This window comes from Bacteroides caecimuris (assembly GCF_001688725.2).
Taxonomy (GTDB): Bacteria; Bacteroidota; Bacteroidia; order Bacteroidales; family Bacteroidaceae; genus Bacteroides; species Bacteroides caecimuris.
This window is the reverse complement of record NZ_CP015401.2, coordinates 1,891,445-1,908,935: the sequence shown is the minus strand read 5'-3', so window position 1 is coordinate 1,908,935 and position 17,491 is coordinate 1,891,445. Positions and strand designations below refer to the sequence as shown.

Here is a 17,491-nt window from a genome sequence, read left to right as displayed (position 1 = left end):
CGTCACTCCTTATCTATGAATACCCCTATGTGTTTCCTGCTCGTCCTGCCGTTTATCCTGTAGCTCTATCTCACTGATGGCGACACGCTCACCAGCACGGACAAGTTTGGGCAGATAGCTGTCCAGTTGCGTCCTTGGGAACTCTGCGAAAGCCGAAAATCCACGTTCCGGATATTTCTTCATCGTAATCCCCAATATATCAGCTCCCTTTGCCGCATCCTCATTATAAAGCCGATAGACTTCTCCTGCACGAATCAGATACAGGGCATCGGGATGCTTTTCCTTGAGGTTGTCCCAAAACTGCCGTTTCGGAGACATATTTTCATCATTCGTCTCTTCCGACCGATTTTCCGCCACCACCTCATTCTGTTGCCGTACCTGCTCTTCCGCTTTCTGTTCCCCGACGGATTGTCCCTTTTGCAGCACATCGGCAAACAGCGTAGCCGCCAAATGCCGCTTGTAGCCGTCACGGTCTTCCGCCACCCACATCCGTTGCCACTGCTGTGGAGTGACGCTGCGGGGCTGCAGCTTTTGTCCGTCGATGGTTGCCACACACTGGATTCCATCCTGCCTGGTCTTGAAGATGGCAACACGCTGAATACGGTTCAGGTCAATCTCCGGCGTATCGCTGCCGAACAAATCCACTTTCAGGTCGGGTTTGACCTCCGCCAGTGCATAATACTTGTGCGCCAGCTCCATCCGTACCTTGTCGATGTTGTCCATCGCCTGCTTGAGCGTGGAGAAAAAACGGTTCACATCCTCCTTGTCGGGATAGACGCTGTACCCCTCCTTGTTTTCCGGCTTGATATAGAGTGCCCAACGGTTCTTGTCATCCTGAATCATCTGCACGGCATCGAACCCGACCTCATTCGCCCGTCTGACAGCTTCCGACACGTCCAGCGTGGAGAGCTTTTCCAACGTGTAGTTCCTTAACCGGGCCAGTGTCACCATTTTTTCATTGAAATAGCTGTCATCGGGTCTGTAACCCAATGCACCGTCAGTATTATAGAAACGCACCTGCTCGATACCCTCTTTCTGCAATGCCCGTTCGATACGCCCCTTGTTCATGCCGGGAATCTCGTTGTTCGCCTCGGTCGAAGCTCCTGCCGGCAAAATGACATCCGCCGATTTCGCCTCCCGGTCGATGACGAGGACGATGCTTTTCGCCGCCTTGTCCGGGTGCTGGCGGATTTCATTCGCCACAAAGTAATGCTTGGGCATCTGTTCCTGCATGGTCGTGGTCTGCCGTCTGTTTCGCAGGGTGGCGTACTCAATTTTCTCGCCCCGTTCCGCTTTTCGGATAACATCAAGCGCATTGTTCACGTCGCTTTCGAGAGCGTCCATTATACACGGGTTTTCCTTGAACTCCCGACACCAGTAATCCACCGTCTTCAGGCTTGCATCGGACAAACGCGCGGGCAGTCCCAGTTCCAACATCTTGATACCCGAAGCCAGTTCCACAACCAACCTTTCATATTTTACCGCATCCTCTGACGGAGCCACACCATTCTTCATGACCATGCCTTCACGGGCAAGTCGTTGTTGATGTCCTGTGGCACTCACGATCTGCCGCAAGGCTTCCTGCACATAATCGTGGTAATGCTCAAAATCCTTTTGGCGCGGCATATAGACCGCATCTTTGTCCGTCTCGTAATGAGGAACTCCGCTACCGTCCGAGCGCACGGGAACGAGGTTGTCCCGCATCTTCAATAGAAAGTCGTTGAACCGAGTGCGCAACCTGCGGTTGTCCGCCTCGGCATATCCTCTTTCCTGAACACTGCCGTCCTGCTTTACCGCATCCTCGTAAGCCGGCTTGTCCACGTAGGGCAACGTCGTCTGGTCGATATTGAAAAGCGTGCGGATTTCTCGGTTGTGGACACCCTTGAACTGTGCCTTCTGCTCTTCGTCCAATTGGAGATAGGCGGTACGGTCGATGGTTTCATTCGGATTGTTCCGGTTGACATACTTGTTCCAGTTATAGAACAGGAACGGTACGCCCTGCTCATGCTCCCGTACCGCAGCCCCCCGTGCCTTGGTTTCACTGTAAAGCGTGAACAGGTTGGTCTTGCATCCGTTATTGTCCGAATGCAAGGCCATAAAGAGGGCATTGAACGGGCTGGCCGAGACCCCTTGCGGATAGAGCCGGGGAAATCCCTTGCCCGATACGTTGAGCCAATGGCCGCCGGCGTTCGATGCCCCGCCCAGTGCGGCAGACAGCAGTTCCGTCTGCTTTTCTTCGGCTTTTTTTTCGATTTGCGACTTTTCTTTCATATCATCATGCTTTTATTGTTCATGGATTTATTGGATGCCCCGTGTGCGCACAATCGTCTCCCGCTGTCCGTCGTCGTAATTCTGCGAGGCAATATGGCGCAACTGGTCGCTCTTGGCAAGCACGGCGTTCGCCAGCGTGTTCAGCGGCAATGCCCCTGCACGGTAAGCCTCCGCGACGGTCGGCGTGAGCTGGATGGTACAAGGCACACGGTCTATCGTGGCGATGAGCGTGCTGCCTTGCAGTACAGGGTTTACGATACGGGAATTGAGCGGTTCGTCGGGATAACGGCGGTACTGGTTTTCCGTATGCACGTCGGCGGACGGCATGGGACGCCCCAACGCCTCGTGTCCAGCCTTGTTCAGCAAGTTCGCGCCGCCCAGACCGACAAGGAGCATCTTCAGCAGCGGGTTACGCACGAACAGACCGGCCACAATACTCGCTATCGGCAACAGGTTGTCCCCAAAGCGCAACGATTGCGTCTTGCCGGTAAAAGCTCCCAGCAGGATGTCGGGCAGCATGGCCATGACATATCCGAGGTTGCCCGTGATATCGCCCAATCCCTCTAATCCCAATGTACCGAGCAATCCGCTCCATCCGTTCGTGTTGGTCTGCACAGCCTCTCTCTCTTGCTTTTCTTCCTCATGTGGAATAACCACCTGCCGTTCCTCTTTCTCCACTTTTTCCCTCTGTTCCATTTCCGGCTGTGTTGATTCCTTTGTGGATTTTACAGCCGTTGCATTCTTATATTTCTCCAAATGCTTCAAATAGGCTTCTTCCTGTCCGGGAGCGACGATGAGCGGCACATCCTTGTACCGTTCGGCACGTTCATTTTTCTTTTCAGGGTGTCCGGGCTTTTCGGACATTTGGAAAGGGGTAAACTTTGGTGTCTGCATCCACTCCAAAAAATTAAAGTTCATCACAGGTATTTTTTTCTTCAACTGCTCGTTGGCCGCCACAATAAGCGCACTATCACCCGTCTGTACTGTTGCAGCCTCCTTACGGAAGTCCGTAAACACGTTCCGTTCGCTACCGAACACACCTTTGCTGATACATTGCTCCACAGAGAGCTTGGGCGACTTTTCAGGCTCGAAGCGTGAGGCGACTGCCGAGATAGCCACGTCCGCCCCGACAAACTTTGCCAATGTCGCCCACGAACCTGCGCCACCCATCATGACGGCATCCGCCGTTGCGCCCAATACCCGACCCGCACCTTTTTCCCATCCTTTCGGACGGTAGGCCGCTTCGCCCCGTGCCTCGATTTCCTCAGCAAGCGGCGAGCGGTTCAAGGTCTGCGAAAGTCCGAGCAAGCTTGATTCTGCGGCTTTGCGGATGATGTAGTCGGCTGACGATTTCGGCATTCGCTCCTTGACCAGCCGGTCGATCATCAGTTCCTCTACCCGGTAGTCCATATAGGCGTAGGCAAGGTCACCGCCCAATTGTTCCGACAGTTCGTTGTACCGTTCACGCCCGATTTCCCGCACGACGGTATCGCGCCATTGCCCGGCCATGTATGCGAGGTCTTGCTGTATCTCCTTGGAGCCGGTAATCTCCGCCTTGCACATTCCGATGTAGTCCTCCGTCGTCTTCGAGTTCCATTCGCCCGTAACCTTGAGTACCTGGTACGGGTCGCCCATCGGCTGTGCCGCAGACGCCATTGCGCTGAGTATGCCGCCCAATGAGGTGGAATACTCCCTCATTTCCTCGCCCTGCTTCTTCGTGAGGAAAGCCTGCGTTTTCGACATGACGGGAGCGAGATGGCAATGGAAATAATCGCTCACAAGACGTTCTATTTCCGCGAATTGCCGGCTATGTCTGATTCCATCCATGTTGTGTATTATATATTTATCTGTTTCAATAGCTGTTCTTTCGTCTGCTCGATGGCGTTGTGGTAAACCTCCATCTGCCGGGGAAAGAACTCTTCCAGCCATGCGTCCTTTTCGATGTTGTCCTGCATGAACCGTATCGCCTGCTCCCGTTCGATTTCGACGGATGTCTCGCCCTCTTCCCGATTGTTGAACCATGCCTTGGTCCACCAGCGCACACCCGCCCGGTCGGGATAGACCGTGACAAGCCTCGGTATGTCGAAGCTCTGTATGTCGATGTCCAGTTCCGCCAACGGGTCTATGATGCCGCCATAGGTCAGGGCTTCGTCATGGAGTTTTTTTTTATGTCGCTGCTCGCAGTGGAGAGGTACACATCATGCCGCAGGGCGAGGTAATGCAGGAAATCCGCAATAAGGAGGTTCTGCACCTTGCAGGCCAGCGGCATGGCCTTGTGTCCCAGTCCGAGCGGATTGGCCATGCTCGGCATATTCTCGTAGAAATACTCCTTCATCGCGCCCACCGTGAAGATGTGGCGTAGCGACTGCTCCGTATTCCGGGGCAAGGTGTATGCTCCATGCCGCAAATCCTCCATATAGTGCGGCAGGAAGTGCAGCATCAGTTCCTCTATCTCCCTTTTGTCCCGTTCATAATCGGTTTTCAGTTCCATCTCCAAGCCGGATAAATAGTCTGTCTCGTGTCCGCCGGCCTGACGCATTGCCTGTATGTTCCCGTACAGCATCGTCAGGAACTCCAGCGGGTTCAGTTCCTCGCCCTTGAAGCGGACGGTCATGTGCAGTTTGTCACCGCTCAAAGCTACCGTCTGTCCGGCCTTTACACGCTGTCCGAATTGAGCGAAGACATTGGACAGATTTCCGTATGTCACCTCATACTCCCCGTAGCGGATGGTCTGGCAGATGCCGTGTCCGGAATCGTTGCCCACGCCCGACACAATGCCGCTGGCGAGGGCAGAAAGCATATAGCACCGCACGTTGAAGTCAATGCCGTGATGAAAGAATTTCTCGCCCGTCGCCGGGTCGGTCTGTTCGCCGTAGCCGAGCGACAGCTCCACGTCTTTGCCCTGCTGTTCCTCGAAAGGCATACAATAACCGCTATCGGATTGCAGGATCATTTCTTCTGTATATTTCATGCTGTTTACCTATTGATTCATATCCCTATCTTCTCATCCCTCCGCCATGCGTCTGTTCCTCTGCCGGAAGTTCGGGCGTCCGGGTGCGCTGCACGTTTTCTGTCTCCGGCGTTCGGAAGACACCCGCATTGTTGCCGATGAGCATCATGCCGAGGAATGCGCCGGCAATCTTGCCCAGCCAGCCGAAGCGTCCGAATATGAGGAACGCCGCCGCAACCAGCCCGGCAATACTCAGCCCCGACACGTTGCCGCTGCCGAGGTTACGGAAAAAGTTGCCGAACATATCAAGGCCTCCGCCACCGGAGGCTTGGCGCAAAAAGTTCGACACACCGTTCAGCTTGTTGTCGATGCCGGTTACCGCACCGCTGACCGAACTGACGGCTTCCCCGGCCTTGCCCGTCAGTTCACGCACTCCGTCCGCCGTCTCCGCGAGGGTATTCGTTGCCGGTTCGCCGATGACCGCATCGCTCACGATACGCACCACGCTTTTGTCGGTGGTCAGCTTCTCCCAGCCCACATAACCGACCGCACCGCCGATGGTCGCCGTCTTGACGGCCTGACCCGCGCCACGCAAGGTCTGCGAAGGGTGCAGCACTGCCTTACCCATACTTTTGCCGGTAGTCGCTGTAGCCGTACCGACACCTTTCATGGCCTTGCCGCCATATTTCAATAGTGTACTCCAAACGCCCATACGTTGTCTGTTTTTAAGGTCTTACATTTCTTCCTATCTGCCGCCAGCGTCTTTTGGCGGCTTCCACGATATCCCGTTTGTCGGCTGCCGGGCGTGCCCCCTCGTCGATTTCACGCCAGATGTCGCCCATCGTCGTGTATTTCACCGCCTTGGTCAGCCGTTGCAGTTTCTTGTTCATCATCTTGAGCTTCGGACGGATGCCAAATACGATTTCCATGCGCTCCTTCTCCGTCATTTTGTTGTCTGACAGGCACGCCATGCGGATGTCATTCACAATCTCCACGCTGTTCATAATCAGTTCCCGGTAAATGCGGTTCCGTTGCGTGGAGAGAGCAACGGCCAGCGCGTTGGGACTATTGCGGCTTACCTGTCTGGTAAAGTCTCCCATATTGTCCGTCAGCCTTGATATTTCGTGGTAAAAACCGTATATCTGCGCTGCGTAGCAGATTATCGACCGGAAAGAGTCCAAATAGTTGTTGAACTCCCGTTGCAGGTCGGTCGTGGCTTTCACTTCCTCTTTCGTCCACAGGTGTCCGGTGGTCTGTATCAGCATGACCTTCTCCTGGTTCTTCAGCTCCTTTTCCGCCTTGTCGGTATAGAGCAGGATCATCCCGGCAAGCACGGGGTCGTTCTGTGCCCGAACCTTGCCGATACCGATGCACAGCAATAAGATGCCTATCCAAATCGTCCGTTTCATCATTCACCTGATTTTATCGTGCAAGGACGGCAGCCCTGCGCCAACGGGACATGGCCATCCGTGCCGCCTCTCCGTTGTTGCGGTCGAGCATCCCGGCCGTCACGTTGTTCCACACGTCATTGAGGGTATAGTACCGTATGCTCAGGTAGAGCAGGTGCAGCTTCCGGCTGAAAACCGAAAGTTTGTCGTTCAACGCCCACAAGGTCTTGCTGCGTTCCGCACCCGTGAGCATATTCTCTTTGCCGCCCTTGGCCACTGCGTCATTCAGGAGCGTGAAGACCGATACCAGTTCCGTTGCCGTCTCGATATACAGATTGTTCATGCTCATGGAGGCGATGATGCCCTGCGGGTTGTTTCGGATGGCGTTGCCCAATTTCCCTAACGTGAGAAAGATTCTCACGCCGTCGTTGTAGAGATGGGTGCAGGCTTTCAGCGATGAAGCGTAGCCGCTTACCGTCTTGAGATAACTGTTGTACTGCTTCTCCCATTTGTGGATGCGGTTAAACTCGGCGGCGATGCTGTTCTGCAGCATAGCTGTCTTCGTCTGACCATTTATCTGTTTCTCTATTTGGTCATTGATAACCTCGTTGCCCTCGGCCAACGCCATCCATTCCAACGGATTGGACGCCGTGATTTGGGCTTTTGCCCAGTGTGGCATCAGGCAGAGGGCAAAAATGACCAGACTAATGATTCGTGATTTCATATATTCCCTTTTTTCGTTTGTTATACTCGACCCGTTCCCGGATAAGCGTTACCACATCGAAGTTGTGTCTGATGCCTACCAAATCAAGCCGGGGTGTATTCCTGTCCATCGAGAAGATGCGTACCGTCTTTAGGCCGCAAAGCTGCTGCATGAGGCTTTGGTGTTCCACAAAGTCCACGATACGATATTGTTCCATGTAGTCCGTCTTCCGGGACAGCACCCCATGCCTGCTGATAAGCTGCTCGCTACCGATGTGGTAGCGTGTCCGGCGCAGATAGATGAAACGGTACAGCAATGCCAAAGAAAGCAATGCGGCAACCGATACGGCAAGAGCTGTCAGAGGCAGTCCCTCCATGCCACCGTACACCCATGCTGCACAGCACAATACGATTGCGGGCAGCTCGTCGATGACGAACTGTCCGGCGTGCGGTTGCAGCACGATGCTTTGGAAATGTCCTGTGGGTGCATCGGTCATCATCGGCGAAAGTGTGTTTGTTGTTCCTCTTCCGGTGACTGTTCTCTCGCCTGTGTCTCATCGACCGTCTCTTCCTGTTTCTGCCCGGCCAAAAGCTGTTCGTTCCAGTCCTTGTTGGGATAGGTAGGCTGTTCACGGACAAAAGAGGCGTCATTCGCCTTGTCCAGACCGAGGAACTCCCGCAATCCTTCACGGAACTCCTTGTAATTTCCGTTCATGATATCCGTCTGTTCCCGTATGTCGTCCGGATGGCACAGGCCGCTCGAACGCATCGACATGGCTTCTTCCCATGCGGATTCATATTTCCCGTAGCTCGACCGCAAAGCGTCGGGCAGCAGGTCTATGTCTCCTTCATCGAGGTTCTTGCCGTCAGCGACGGAATCCAGATAAGGCTTCCGCTCCGGTGTCTCCTCGATGGTGGAACGGACAGCCCGGTACATCTCCTGTTGCAGGTTCTTGGCAAACTCGATTCCCGCAAGGTCGGTATCGAAACAGATGTGTTGCTTGGCAGGAAGCGAGAGCGTGAGGACACCCCGCATCTGTTCCACCGTCGGGTTACCGCCGGTAGATATGAAGACCGCTTTCCGCAAATCCTTGTCGTTGGCCTGATGAAGCTGGTAATAGGCCATCGCGTCGTATGCACTCTCGAACCAGTAGATATGCTTGGCTTCGGTAAGCGTAGTTTTGGCTGGGCTGGCAATCCATAGCCCTTGGCTCGAATTGCTCCCTTCCGCCTTCCCTTTATAACTGCCGCTGCCATCCATGCGAGGGCGCCCTCGCTCTTCCAGACCGACAACCTGTCCCGTATCTTTCGGAACGGTCAGCGGAAAGGCGAGGTTGGTGTATTTCATGCCGTCCTCACGGTGTTTCGTCGCCAGACAAAAGTTCCGGTGGAAGGCGTATTGCGTGTAAAGGTCGATGCCCCGATGCTTGAAGAACGGATAGAACTTCTTTTGTGTCGCCCGATCCTGCGGATTGAACTGGTGAATGTCGTAATCCGCCATGTCAAACGGCTTCACATCCCGTTTAGGCTGGATAATCCGGGTATCCCGGTCAGCGACGGGATGGTTCAGCAACCGGTTGCAGACAAGGTTTACCAGTCGGTCGGGAGACACACCGGCATGGTATTCCGCGAAAAAATGCGGATGCTCCTTGATAAAGGAAATGATGTTATACGACTTCTGCTGTTGCGGTTTGAAACAACATTTCCCTTGCTGCGTGACAATGAATTTGTCGTTGCGGATGCGCCGCCCCTCGCTGTCCAACCGGACATACGAGGGATAGCGCAGGCCGTCACGCCGGTTCAGGTGATAGCCCGCGTCGATAAGCACGTCCTGAATGTTCAGCCTGCGCAGAAAATCGTCATAAGTCAGTTCGCCCTCTCTCATGGTTTACCTCCCCATTCTCATATCATTGATTTCACGGTTCATCTCTGCCTCGAAACAACGGATGGCCACATCCCTCGGCGTATCGACACCCGGCTTGAAGTACGGGCGTGGCGGACCGCCGAAACACTCGCCGTAGAACTCCGGGGCATGGCAGTGATGGTGGATGCCGTGTGCGACACCCGCCGCGACTACCGTACCTGCGGTGAGGGCGGCAAAGATTTTCGTGCCGAGACCCCGCTGTGCTTCCGGGCGTGTTTTCATGTCCACTTCGCTGAAAATCTTGGAAAAGAGCTTCATCCGGTGATAGTCATCCACAGCAAGGAACTTGTCGTAGTCCCGTTGGGTTATCTCATGGCTGATAGCCTGACCGTCGATAACGGCGGTCATCCTGTATTTCCCCTCGGTCTGTGCCGGTTGAACGGCTATCTGGCTCACTTCGACTTCCCGCCCGTGTTTCTCTTCCCGATACCATCCCTTGTTTTCATTCAAAAACTGGAGGTCACGCCCGTCCACTACCGCACCGATATTTCCCTGTACGGATTCCTCTTGCTGTTGCAGCGAGGTTTTCACTGGCATAAAAGCCTCTTGCTCCTGCCGTTGGCGTTGTTTCAAATCCTGCTGTACTTCGGGATGCAGACCGATAGCGATGCGTTGATCGCTGTTGAGAGCCTCCATCGTCACTTTGTCGGAAAAGTCAGCCCCGATAATGCCGTTCAGCAGTTCCAGACGTTTCTCTACGGGCTGCTCCTCGATGGGTGCGGCAACCAGTGTCCTCACTTCCTCTTCCGTCAGGTCATAGACCATATCGGCTTGGACGCTTTCCGACTGCACGGTCAGCGTCTGCTTTTCCGCATCCACGACAAGACCGTGCGAGGCAAGGCACTCCGCCCATTTCTCGTTGGAGAAATAGACCGGAGAGGCTATAAGCTCCTTGTACGGCCGTGCCGGTTCCTTGCTGCGTGGACGGCTGACCATCGGCGTGATAGCCGCCTGCAAGTCCTGCAGCACATCCCGTTGCTGTACGGGCTGCTCCTGTTGATGCCCCTTGTAATAGAAGCCGTAACCGCCTGATTGCAGTTCGCCGGGCTTCATGCGCCCGTCGGGGCGTTCGGGTACGATGGACGGCCCCGGAAAGAACAGTTGGCCGCCGACCCTGCGAAGGTGGAAGCCCAACTGGTTGCGAGGTGTCCAGCCAAGGAACGGCGGGGGCATTCCCATACGCCCCATGCGCCCGTACTCGCCGATGACGATGCGGTAGCCGTGCAGCCCCATAGCCACACGACCGTTGGCATTGCGGGCATGGACGAAGTTCTTGGGCATATAGAAGTCCTTGCCCACGATGCTCGTCAGCACGTTGTAGGCCTTCTTGTTGGCAGTGTTCGTTCCCCAGTCCGTGAGTGCCAACATCTGACGTTCGGTGATCGGATAGACCAGCAGGGGCGAGTCATGTCCCTGCACGATCAGCCGATACCCTGCATCGTCAAGTGCAACATGGGCTTGAAGCCCGTTGCGCATCAGCATATCGCGCATTTCGGGCTGCAAGTCCATCTGCCGGGGATTGGTATTCGTTCGTATCGCCATAGTCTGATTGTTTTCGTTATGCGTCTCCGCTTTCCATTGCTGCCTCCAACTGTTCGTCCTTGAAGCGGACGAACTCGGCGGCGGATTCGTTGCCGACTGCAAGCCCTTTTTCCTCGCAGTAACGGGCGTATTCCTCCTGCCAGTCGGCGGAGAAATGATTGACGTAATCGAGCCAGCCGTATTCGCCGCTCTGCATCTTCCCGACAAGTACGTCTTCGGGATAATATTCGTTCTGTGCCATAATGTACGGATTGATGTTTTACTTATGGAGAGCTGTCGCACGATTGCGCTCGCCGCTCTTCTTCTGTTCGTTCCACAGCTCTTCGGTGTAGTCTTCCTCCGAAACGTAGTCAAGGTTACCGTCATCGTCCATGACCCAGCAGCCGTAGCACCCGAAGGTGTATTTGTCCCACTCTCGCTTGGGTTGGTTGCGCCATTGCTGCGCGTCGCCCGAACAGATGCGGATGCCGGTCTTGGCATGAAGGTCGATGCCCACTGTGGCAGGCTCGCCGCCCACGACTACCGTCAGCGGCTCGCCGTGCTGCATCCCGTTTACCTCCACCGTACCGAGGCGCATGACCTCGGCCAGCACTTTCAGGTTGCGTGCGATGATGGGCGTGGGGACATACATCACCTGTTTCGTCTCGGCGTCAATCTGTACGAAAGCCTTGCTGCTCCGTCCGTCCGACATTTCCACATCGGCGACAATCGCCTTGCCGTCGAGCAACTGTTTCTGCTGTGCTTCGTCATACCGCTCCAGTGGAGAGGATTTCAGTGCCGGATAGAACACCACATCCACCTGACCGTCGTCCATGCGGATAAAGGCAAAGCGGCTGCGGCTCTCGATTTGCCCGCCATGCTCGTCAGTGACACGCACGGGAAGCACGGGAGAATGCCGGCCGTTGCAGATGTCTTCCAACACACGCATCGGCAAGTCCTCGATCATTTCCCTTGTAAGACCGAATCGTTCCAGTGTCGAAAAGGGTAATTCATCAAATTCAATCTGAACTTTTTTCATACTATATTCATATTATAAAATTGTACTATACAAAGATAGAGACATCTTATTATGACGGACAAAAATACAGCTATATAAATGGTTGTAATATGCTGTTTTTATCTTCATTAGTACAATTATCTAATCAAAATCGTACTAATAGACGCAAAATATCAAACCAATACAAGAAATGACGGTAGTTTGTTTCCGACATGAAAATTCCCGTTATAACTTTGCCGAATGAGAAAAATTCTACTGATAGCAATATCGGGTATTTCATTCTGCACGATGCCCGTTCAGGCGCAGTTCAACACGATTGCCAAGACACCAGAAAGATACAAGGTAGAAGCCTTGCAGGAGGGTATGAAAAAGCCGGAGCCGACACCCGAAAGCATGGCTCCTGCACAGGAGACTTCGACAAAACCTGCCGATGAAAGTAAGAAGTTGTGGATTGACCGTTATCTCAGTGTGTCTTATCCATTGCAGCGCATCAGAATTACATCGCCATACGGCTACCGGAAAGACCCGTTTACCGGGAAGAGGAAGTTTCACGGGGGTATCGACCTGCACGCACGGGGCGAGCAGGTATTGGCCATGATGGAGGGGGTGGTCGTCAAAGTGGGACAAGACAAGACGTCCGGCAAGTATGTGACACTGCGGCACGGAAATTACACCGTCAGCTATTGCCACCTTTCACGGGTGCTGGCCGCCAAGGGTACGGTAGTCCGTCCCCGCGATGCCGTCGGTATTACCGGCTCGACCGGACGAAGTACAGGCGAGCACTTGCACGTCACCTGCAAGCTAAATGGCAAGAATATCAATCCCTCGGTTCTCTTCGATTACATCAAATCCATGCAGCAGGAGTGTGTGTCGGCATTAGCTGGACTGTTATAGGGCTGTTAAGCCAACACCTCATCCAGGTGACTGTAATTCAGAAGTTTGATTTCTCCAGCAGTATTTTCGAGTGTACCCGCATAGGCCACCGCCTTACCCAGTATGGTTTCTTTGACCCAGCCGTCCATTTGTTTCAACGCCTTCTCGAAGTCCGCATGGTAGGTCATCGCCGACTTGATTTCAATACCGTATAGCCCCGAATGTTTTTTCAACAGCAAATCGACCTCGTTCTGGTTCGAATCCCTGTAAAAATAGAGGTTGCTTTCCTTGCCTTGGTTATACCGCCGCTTCAAGGCTTCCGTTACGATGAAGTTCTCGAACAACGCCCCACGCATCTTGTCCCGTGCAAGCTGTTCCGGCGATTCGATGCCGAGCAGGTGACAGGCAAGCCCTGTATCCGTAAAATAGAGCTTGGGAGTTTTAGTCAGCCGTTTGCGTGTGTTCTCGAAATAGGGAGGTAGCAGGAAAACAATATAAGATGCCTGTAAGACGGACAGCCATGCCGTAACGGTATGTGAACTGACACCGATTTCGTTGGCCAGTTCAGAGGCTTTGAACAGCGATCCGATACGTCCGGCGCAAAGCCTGATGAATGTGTGGAACTGCATCATGTCCTTGATTTGTAGCAGGTCGCGCACGTCCTTGTCCAGATAGGTTTTCATGTACGCCGGATAAAGAAATTTGGGTATGTTACGGCCCGAATAAATGGCAGGGTAAAACCCGTTAAACAGCAGGTTGTCAAGAGGCGTATCGGTGATCTGCTCCCGTATTTCGGAGTATGACAGGGGGAGCAACTCGAAAACGGCGGTACGTCCTGCCAAAGACTGTGTAACCTTTTTCAGCATGGCAAACTGCGAACTGCCCGAAAGGATAAACCGCCGGTCGGCATCATTGTCCACCATACCCTGAATATACGACAGCAGGTTCGGAGCGTTGTGTACCTCGTCAAGAATCATGCCCTCCGTGTGCTGGTTCAGAAAAGCGACCGGGTCGTTTTCGGCGAAACTCCGGACATCAAGATTTTCCAACGAGTAATACGGTAGGTATGAGAACAAGTTGCGGAGCAGCGTCGTCTTTCCGGACTGGCGCGGTCCTGTTACCGTAATGACTGAAAAATAGCGGTAAGCCTCTTCTATCACGGCGGATAGCTCCCTGTGGATATATTTTGCCTCCATACTGTTTATGCAATTTTGAAATACAACTGCAAAATTACATAAAATACGATACACCGCAAATTTTTCAGGGTATTTTCTCACATCCCAAGCCGTTTTTTCTATCATATACGACTCTTCTTTTTTACAAAATCCTTGCTTTTACCGGCAGGTCATTCTTTACTCTTTTCGTCGGCGAATGTAGGACGAAGCGCATAATCGCCAAGCCGCATTGCATTCGGATGACGAAAACAGACTGTTACACGGTCGGTTTTCTATCCGGGTTTGGCTTATGATGCCACAGCTTCATCCTCTGGCTGCCTCAAAAAGCTGAAAACAAACCTGCACGGCAAACGAAAGCAGGGAAAAAGAAAAATCAGCATGATAGTTCAACCAATTAAAAGTAAACAAGTATGGTAGAAGAAATTAGACAAGACGACAAAGTGATATTATCGAGCGAAGACGGTTTTTCCGTCCCTATGATTTTCAACAACCTTTGTGGAAAGAATTTCATTGGCAAAGAATACAAGGACTATATCAGGCATATAGCCTTTGAGGAAATGGGACTTAAGCCGGGCATCGTGTCCCATTATCGGGACGGTGTTCTATATAAGAACGGCACAATCCCGGAACTTTGAACAGGTAAACCAAAATAGGAACAGCAAAAATCAAAATTTATACAAATATGGAAACAACAACTATTCATCCGGCAGAAGCCTATCTCCGAAACGAGCAGAATTCCACCTCTTTATATGTAAGGATTGCAGGACAACGTAGGCGATTATTCATCAACCGCAATGAAAACGTCATCGGCATTATTGCGCCAAGAAAACGAAAAAGCGGGTACATCTTCACGGATTGGGCAAGCATTGAGAAGATATACTATCCGTCATCCTCTCCCGAAGATGCAGCGGACATAGGAAAGAAACAGGTCTTGAAATACCAGAAACTTGCCCGACTTGCCACGCATACGAATGATTGGCTTCGCAAAATCGCTAATGCCGATTTGGATAAATCCCTCTACGAGAACCGCATCACGACCGGCACACGCATCGACGGCAAGTGTATCGGACTTGCCACCATCGAGAAGTATTGCAGCAGTTGGGATATGGCTCGTTTCAGAACGGCACTGAAGCAAGGCGAAAAGTTTTCCACCGGACACTTCGACTTTTGTGGCTATGACGGTACGTTATGGTGTGAGCCACGCGAAAATGGAGATATGGCGGCTGGATTCAGCAAAGAATACAGGAATTGTGGCAACGGCTACTATTATCTGCTTATCAACGATGAATACATGATAGGCTATGACATAGACTGAGTTATATGCAAGACCGTATCGGGCAAAGTCTCGGTACGGTTTGTTGTTCCGATCGACCAACGGCCTTTTATAAAATTCCTTTCTCCCTCATATAGCCTTACATCCTGCGGCCAGTTTGCTTCAAGCAGCCTCACGCATTTTGTGTAACACGTTACATAAAGTGCGTGAAGCCCCTTTTTGCAAAAGGACGGACACGGACAGACTTGGCATTACAGGGGGCGGGATAAATCCTGCCCTCTGTAGTCCCAAGACAGTCCATCGGAAAGTCCGTCCCGGCTGGCCGCCTCACTCTTTTATTCATAAATCTTTCCTTTTCTAACGGATTCCCATTAAACCCAAGTCCGCTGCCGTGCGACCTACGGAACAGAATTTTCCGCAAAGGTAACCGGCGGCTCCAATCCTGCCAATGCCGGCATACTGCCGCAAATGACACGTAAAAATCTTCCTCTCCGCTGTCGAGCGTATTTTTCCGGATCAGCCTTGTCCGATTGTTCCCCGCCACCTTCTGAAAGCAGAAAAATCTTCCCGGCGGTCGCAAACAGACCGAACAAAGGGAAATAGTAATCTTGATTCATGAGTATTACAAAAACAATAATAAGTATGGAAATATTAAAAATAGTAATTCCCAAGTGGAATATAGCGGAAATTACTGGCTATGACCCGATGACAACCTTTTGGCAGGACTTCTCTATGGCAGACAAGTTCGGGAATGAAGCCATAGCTGACACATACAGAAAGGTTAAGGCAGAATGGAAAGATAACTACAAGCATTGGACAGAGCTGTGCCTTGTACTTAATCACAAAATTTGGCAATGGCACGAGCGGGACAACCAGAAAGCCACGCTCTATGACCGCCGAATGGCCAGACGAGCTGCAGGAGTATTACTTTCAAATAACGGATTAAAGCAATCGGTAGGACGGTGTGAAGTCTCCCCACTATAAACTCAAAACTATGACCGCTCAAGAAAAGATACAAAAAGTAACGGAAATATCCCAAAGCAAAGGCTGGAGTATAAGTGTGGATGACAAAAATAAATCAAATATTCAGTTCGACTTCCAACGCTATACCAACTATGGGCAGGATTTTAATTTCAGTGCCGAAATGAAATGTGAGGACATTGATACCCTCATTGCTGACATGGAACAATATTTCGAGGGTTTTGACCCGGATTACGAAGCCTATCTATGGATTGGAAATGATGGGCACGGTAAAAATGGCGCACCTTACCACATCAAGGACATTGTATCGGATATGGAGGAAGCGGAAAAACAAATACACGACTTGTTGGAAGCACTTGAGACAGAATTTATCTAATGCGCATGATGATGATTTATAAGACTAATTCCAAAATGAGCTTATTTTGCTGTTATACAACAAATACTAAATGTAGTATATACTAAGGTTAGTAAAGTAGGATATTAGGAAATATCCCATCAGAAATGATAGAATGCACTACATTTAGTCAATCAGTATTTTAGTATAGTAGTAGATGCTATAATACTAAAATATACAAAAGTAGTAAAATAGTATACACTAATAATAGTAAATACTAAAAATAGTATTATCTTTGTATCAGATATAAAGACACGAAATTATGACAAAAATAATCGCAGTTTTGAACCACAAGGGCGGTGTCGGAAAGACAACTACCACCATCAATCTTGCTGCCGCATTGCAGCAGAAGAAAAAGCGTGTACTGCTCATCGACATGGACGGTCAGGCAAACCTCACGGAATCCTGCGGTCTCTCCATCGAAGAGGAACGGACGGTGTACGGAGCGATGAAAGGCGAATATACCTTACCGGTATTCGAGTTGGAAAACGGTCTTTCCGTTGTACCGTCCTGCCTCGATTTGTCGGCGACAGAATCCGAGCTTATCAACGAGCCGGGGCGGGAATTAATACTAAAAGGGCTGATTGCAAAATTGCTTGAAACCCGTAAATTCGACTATATCCTGATTGACTGTCCGCCCTCGCTGGGTTTGCTGACACTGAACGCCCTCACATCGGCGGATTTCCTGATTATCCCGGTACAGGCGCAGTTCCTCGCCATGCGCGGAATGGCAAAGATTACAAATGTGGTCGGGATTGTCAAGGAACGTTTGAACCCAAACCTAAATATCGGCGGCATTGTCATCACCCAGTTTGACAAGCGCAAGACGCTCAACAAAAGTGTGGCGGAACTAATCAGCGAATCGTTCTGCGACAAGGTATTCAAGACCGTCATCCGGGACAATGTATCATTGGCCGAAGCTCCGATAAAAGGCATGAATATCTTTGAGTATAACAAGAACAGCAACGGGGCAAAGGACTACATGGAGTTAGCAAAAGAAGTGTTGAAATTAAAATAAAAA

Annotated in this window: 20 protein-coding genes; 6 read left to right on the top strand and 14 right to left on the bottom strand. The window is 51.7% G+C overall.

The genetic code is table 11. The features are described from left to right. Nucleotides 1–9: 9 nt before the first annotated feature. Genes A4V03_RS08145 through A4V03_RS08090 form a run of 12 tightly spaced genes read right to left on the bottom strand, consistent with a single transcriptional unit; the run spans nucleotide 10 to nucleotide 11,795 of the window. On the bottom strand, nucleotides 10–2,271 hold the full coding sequence (locus tag A4V03_RS08145; RefSeq protein ID WP_004320548.1) for a MutS N-terminal domain-containing protein: 2,262 nt from the start codon (nucleotides 2,269–2,271) through the stop codon (nucleotides 10–12). A 27-nt stretch (nucleotides 2,272–2,298) separates the two neighbouring features. Continuing rightward, nucleotides 2,299–4,098, bottom strand: a complete 1,800-nt coding sequence (locus A4V03_RS08140) for a hypothetical protein (protein WP_004320545.1) — start codon at nucleotides 4,096–4,098, stop codon at nucleotides 2,299–2,301. Nucleotides 4,099–4,106: 8 nt separating this feature from the next. Further along, nucleotides 4,107–4,388, bottom strand: coding sequence for a hypothetical protein (locus A4V03_RS08135; protein WP_004301295.1), 282 nt, complete (start codon nucleotides 4,386–4,388; stop codon nucleotides 4,107–4,109). Between the two features lie 23 nt (nucleotides 4,389–4,411). Then, nucleotides 4,412–5,242 carry a M23 family metallopeptidase gene (locus A4V03_RS08130; protein ID WP_004320543.1) on the bottom strand — a complete coding sequence of 277 codons (831 nt, stop codon included), beginning with the start codon at nucleotides 5,240–5,242 and terminating at the stop codon, nucleotides 4,412–4,414. Between the two features lie 25 nt (nucleotides 5,243–5,267). After that, nucleotides 5,268–5,933, bottom strand: coding sequence for a hypothetical protein (locus A4V03_RS08125; protein ID WP_004320541.1), 666 nt, complete (start codon nucleotides 5,931–5,933; stop codon nucleotides 5,268–5,270). Nucleotides 5,934–5,946: 13 nt separating this feature from the next. Continuing rightward, the gene (locus A4V03_RS08120; protein WP_004320540.1) at nucleotides 5,947–6,630 is read right to left on the bottom strand and encodes a hypothetical protein; all 684 of its coding nucleotides are present in this window, start codon (nucleotides 6,628–6,630) and stop codon (nucleotides 5,947–5,949) included. Nucleotides 6,631–6,643: 13 nt separating this feature from the next. After that, nucleotides 6,644–7,333: a hypothetical protein gene (locus A4V03_RS08115; RefSeq protein WP_004320537.1), complete on the bottom strand. Its 690-nt coding sequence runs from the start codon at nucleotides 7,331–7,333 to the stop codon at nucleotides 6,644–6,646. Beyond that, nucleotides 7,314–7,811 carry a PH domain-containing protein gene (locus A4V03_RS08110; protein WP_004320535.1) on the bottom strand — a complete coding sequence of 166 codons (498 nt, stop codon included), beginning with the start codon at nucleotides 7,809–7,811 and terminating at the stop codon, nucleotides 7,314–7,316. Before A4V03_RS08110 ends, A4V03_RS08115 begins: the two co-directional genes overlap by 20 nt. Then, nucleotides 7,808–9,196 (bottom strand): toprim domain-containing protein, encoded by a 1,389-nt coding sequence (locus A4V03_RS08105; protein ID WP_004320533.1) that lies wholly within the window; start codon nucleotides 9,194–9,196, stop codon nucleotides 7,808–7,810. Before A4V03_RS08105 ends, A4V03_RS08110 begins: the two co-directional genes overlap by 4 nt. A 3-nt stretch (nucleotides 9,197–9,199) precedes the next feature. Further along, complete coding sequence (locus A4V03_RS08100; RefSeq protein WP_004320531.1) at nucleotides 9,200–10,777, bottom strand: hypothetical protein; 1,578 nt, start codon at nucleotides 10,775–10,777, stop codon at nucleotides 9,200–9,202. A gap of 16 nt (nucleotides 10,778–10,793) precedes the next feature. Beyond that, nucleotides 10,794–11,018: a hypothetical protein gene (locus tag A4V03_RS08095; RefSeq protein ID WP_004320530.1), complete on the bottom strand. Its 225-nt coding sequence runs from the start codon at nucleotides 11,016–11,018 to the stop codon at nucleotides 10,794–10,796. An 18-nt stretch (nucleotides 11,019–11,036) separates the two neighbouring features. Then, a complete protein-coding gene (locus A4V03_RS08090) occupies nucleotides 11,037–11,795 on the bottom strand; it encodes a DUF4099 domain-containing protein (RefSeq protein ID WP_004320528.1) in 759 nt (252 codons plus the stop codon). Nucleotides 11,796–12,014: 219 nt separating this feature from the next. Here A4V03_RS08090 and A4V03_RS08085 point away from each other — a divergent pair, with 219 nt between their 5' ends. Next, complete coding sequence (locus tag A4V03_RS08085) at nucleotides 12,015–12,668, top strand: M23 family metallopeptidase (RefSeq protein WP_004320525.1); 654 nt, start codon at nucleotides 12,015–12,017, stop codon at nucleotides 12,666–12,668. Nucleotides 12,669–12,673: 5 nt separating this feature from the next. Here A4V03_RS08085 and A4V03_RS08080 read toward each other — a convergent pair whose 3' ends face one another. Next, complete coding sequence (locus tag A4V03_RS08080; protein WP_004320523.1) at nucleotides 12,674–13,948, bottom strand: ATP-binding protein; 1,275 nt, start codon at nucleotides 13,946–13,948, stop codon at nucleotides 12,674–12,676. 284 nt (nucleotides 13,949–14,232) lie between these two features. Here A4V03_RS08080 and A4V03_RS08075 point away from each other — a divergent pair, with 284 nt between their 5' ends. Next, the gene (locus A4V03_RS08075) at nucleotides 14,233–14,457 is read left to right on the top strand and encodes a DUF7688 family protein (protein WP_004320520.1); all 225 of its coding nucleotides are present in this window, start codon (nucleotides 14,233–14,235) and stop codon (nucleotides 14,455–14,457) included. A 47-nt stretch (nucleotides 14,458–14,504) separates the two neighbouring features. Continuing rightward, complete coding sequence (locus tag A4V03_RS08070) at nucleotides 14,505–15,137, top strand: hypothetical protein (RefSeq protein ID WP_065538532.1); 633 nt, start codon at nucleotides 14,505–14,507, stop codon at nucleotides 15,135–15,137. A gap of 356 nt (nucleotides 15,138–15,493) precedes the next feature. On the opposite strand, the gene A4V03_RS08065 is transcribed toward A4V03_RS08070, so the two are convergent. Then, a complete protein-coding gene (locus tag A4V03_RS08065) occupies nucleotides 15,494–15,712 on the bottom strand; it encodes a hypothetical protein (protein ID WP_004320514.1) in 219 nt (72 codons plus the stop codon). A 25-nt stretch (nucleotides 15,713–15,737) separates the two neighbouring features. Here A4V03_RS08065 and A4V03_RS08060 point away from each other — a divergent pair, with 25 nt between their 5' ends. The 3 genes from A4V03_RS08060 to A4V03_RS08050 all read left to right on the top strand — a co-directional run bounded on the left by A4V03_RS08060 (nucleotide 15,738) and on the right by A4V03_RS08050 (nucleotide 17,488). Beyond that, a complete protein-coding gene (locus A4V03_RS08060; RefSeq protein ID WP_004320512.1) occupies nucleotides 15,738–16,079 on the top strand; it encodes a hypothetical protein in 342 nt (113 codons plus the stop codon). Between the two features lie 10 nt (nucleotides 16,080–16,089). Beyond that, entirely contained in the window at nucleotides 16,090–16,452 is a 363-nt protein-coding gene (locus A4V03_RS08055) for a hypothetical protein (protein WP_004320510.1), read from the top strand. Between the two features lie 280 nt (nucleotides 16,453–16,732). Next, nucleotides 16,733–17,488, top strand: a complete 756-nt coding sequence (locus A4V03_RS08050; protein WP_004320508.1) for a ParA family protein — start codon at nucleotides 16,733–16,735, stop codon at nucleotides 17,486–17,488. Nucleotides 17,489–17,491 lie beyond the last annotated feature (3 nt).

What these genes read in the sequence shown, in the direction of transcription:
- A4V03_RS08145 (WP_004320548.1), bottom strand. Translation starts at nt 2,271, where the DNA reads ATGAAAGAAAAGTCGCAAATCGAAAAAAAAGCCGAAGAAAAGCAGACG.
- A4V03_RS08140 (WP_004320545.1), bottom strand. Translation starts at nt 4,098, where the DNA reads ATGGATGGAATCAGACATAGCCGGCAATTCGCGGAAATAGAACGTCTT.
- A4V03_RS08130 (WP_004320543.1), bottom strand. Translation starts at nt 5,242, where the DNA reads ATGAAATATACAGAAGAAATGATCCTGCAATCCGATAGCGGTTATTGT.
- A4V03_RS08125 (WP_004320541.1), bottom strand. Translation starts at nt 5,933, where the DNA reads ATGGGCGTTTGGAGTACACTATTGAAATATGGCGGCAAGGCCATGAAA.
- A4V03_RS08120 (WP_004320540.1), bottom strand. Translation starts at nt 6,630, where the DNA reads ATGAAACGGACGATTTGGATAGGCATCTTATTGCTGTGCATCGGTATC.
- A4V03_RS08115 (WP_004320537.1), bottom strand. Translation starts at nt 7,333, where the DNA reads ATGAAATCACGAATCATTAGTCTGGTCATTTTTGCCCTCTGCCTGATG.
- A4V03_RS08110 (WP_004320535.1), bottom strand. Translation starts at nt 7,811, where the DNA reads ATGATGACCGATGCACCCACAGGACATTTCCAAAGCATCGTGCTGCAA.
- A4V03_RS08105 (WP_004320533.1), bottom strand. Translation starts at nt 9,196, where the DNA reads ATGAGAGAGGGCGAACTGACTTATGACGATTTTCTGCGCAGGCTGAAC.
- A4V03_RS08100 (WP_004320531.1), bottom strand. Translation starts at nt 10,777, where the DNA reads ATGGCGATACGAACGAATACCAATCCCCGGCAGATGGACTTGCAGCCC.
- A4V03_RS08095 (WP_004320530.1), bottom strand. Translation starts at nt 11,018, where the DNA reads ATGGCACAGAACGAATATTATCCCGAAGACGTACTTGTCGGGAAGATG.
- A4V03_RS08090 (WP_004320528.1), bottom strand. Translation starts at nt 11,795, where the DNA reads ATGAAAAAAGTTCAGATTGAATTTGATGAATTACCCTTTTCGACACTG.
- A4V03_RS08085 (WP_004320525.1), top strand. Translation starts at nt 12,015, where the DNA reads ATGAGAAAAATTCTACTGATAGCAATATCGGGTATTTCATTCTGCACG.
- A4V03_RS08080 (WP_004320523.1), bottom strand. Translation starts at nt 13,948, where the DNA reads ATGATAGAAAAAACGGCTTGGGATGTGAGAAAATACCCTGAAAAATTT.
- A4V03_RS08075 (WP_004320520.1), top strand. Translation starts at nt 14,233, where the DNA reads ATGGTAGAAGAAATTAGACAAGACGACAAAGTGATATTATCGAGCGAA.
- A4V03_RS08070 (WP_065538532.1), top strand. Translation starts at nt 14,505, where the DNA reads ATGGAAACAACAACTATTCATCCGGCAGAAGCCTATCTCCGAAACGAG.
- A4V03_RS08065 (WP_004320514.1), bottom strand. Translation starts at nt 15,712, where the DNA reads ATGAATCAAGATTACTATTTCCCTTTGTTCGGTCTGTTTGCGACCGCC.
- A4V03_RS08060 (WP_004320512.1), top strand. Translation starts at nt 15,738, where the DNA reads ATGGAAATATTAAAAATAGTAATTCCCAAGTGGAATATAGCGGAAATT.
- A4V03_RS08055 (WP_004320510.1), top strand. Translation starts at nt 16,090, where the DNA reads ATGACCGCTCAAGAAAAGATACAAAAAGTAACGGAAATATCCCAAAGC.
- A4V03_RS08050 (WP_004320508.1), top strand. Translation starts at nt 16,733, where the DNA reads ATGACAAAAATAATCGCAGTTTTGAACCACAAGGGCGGTGTCGGAAAG.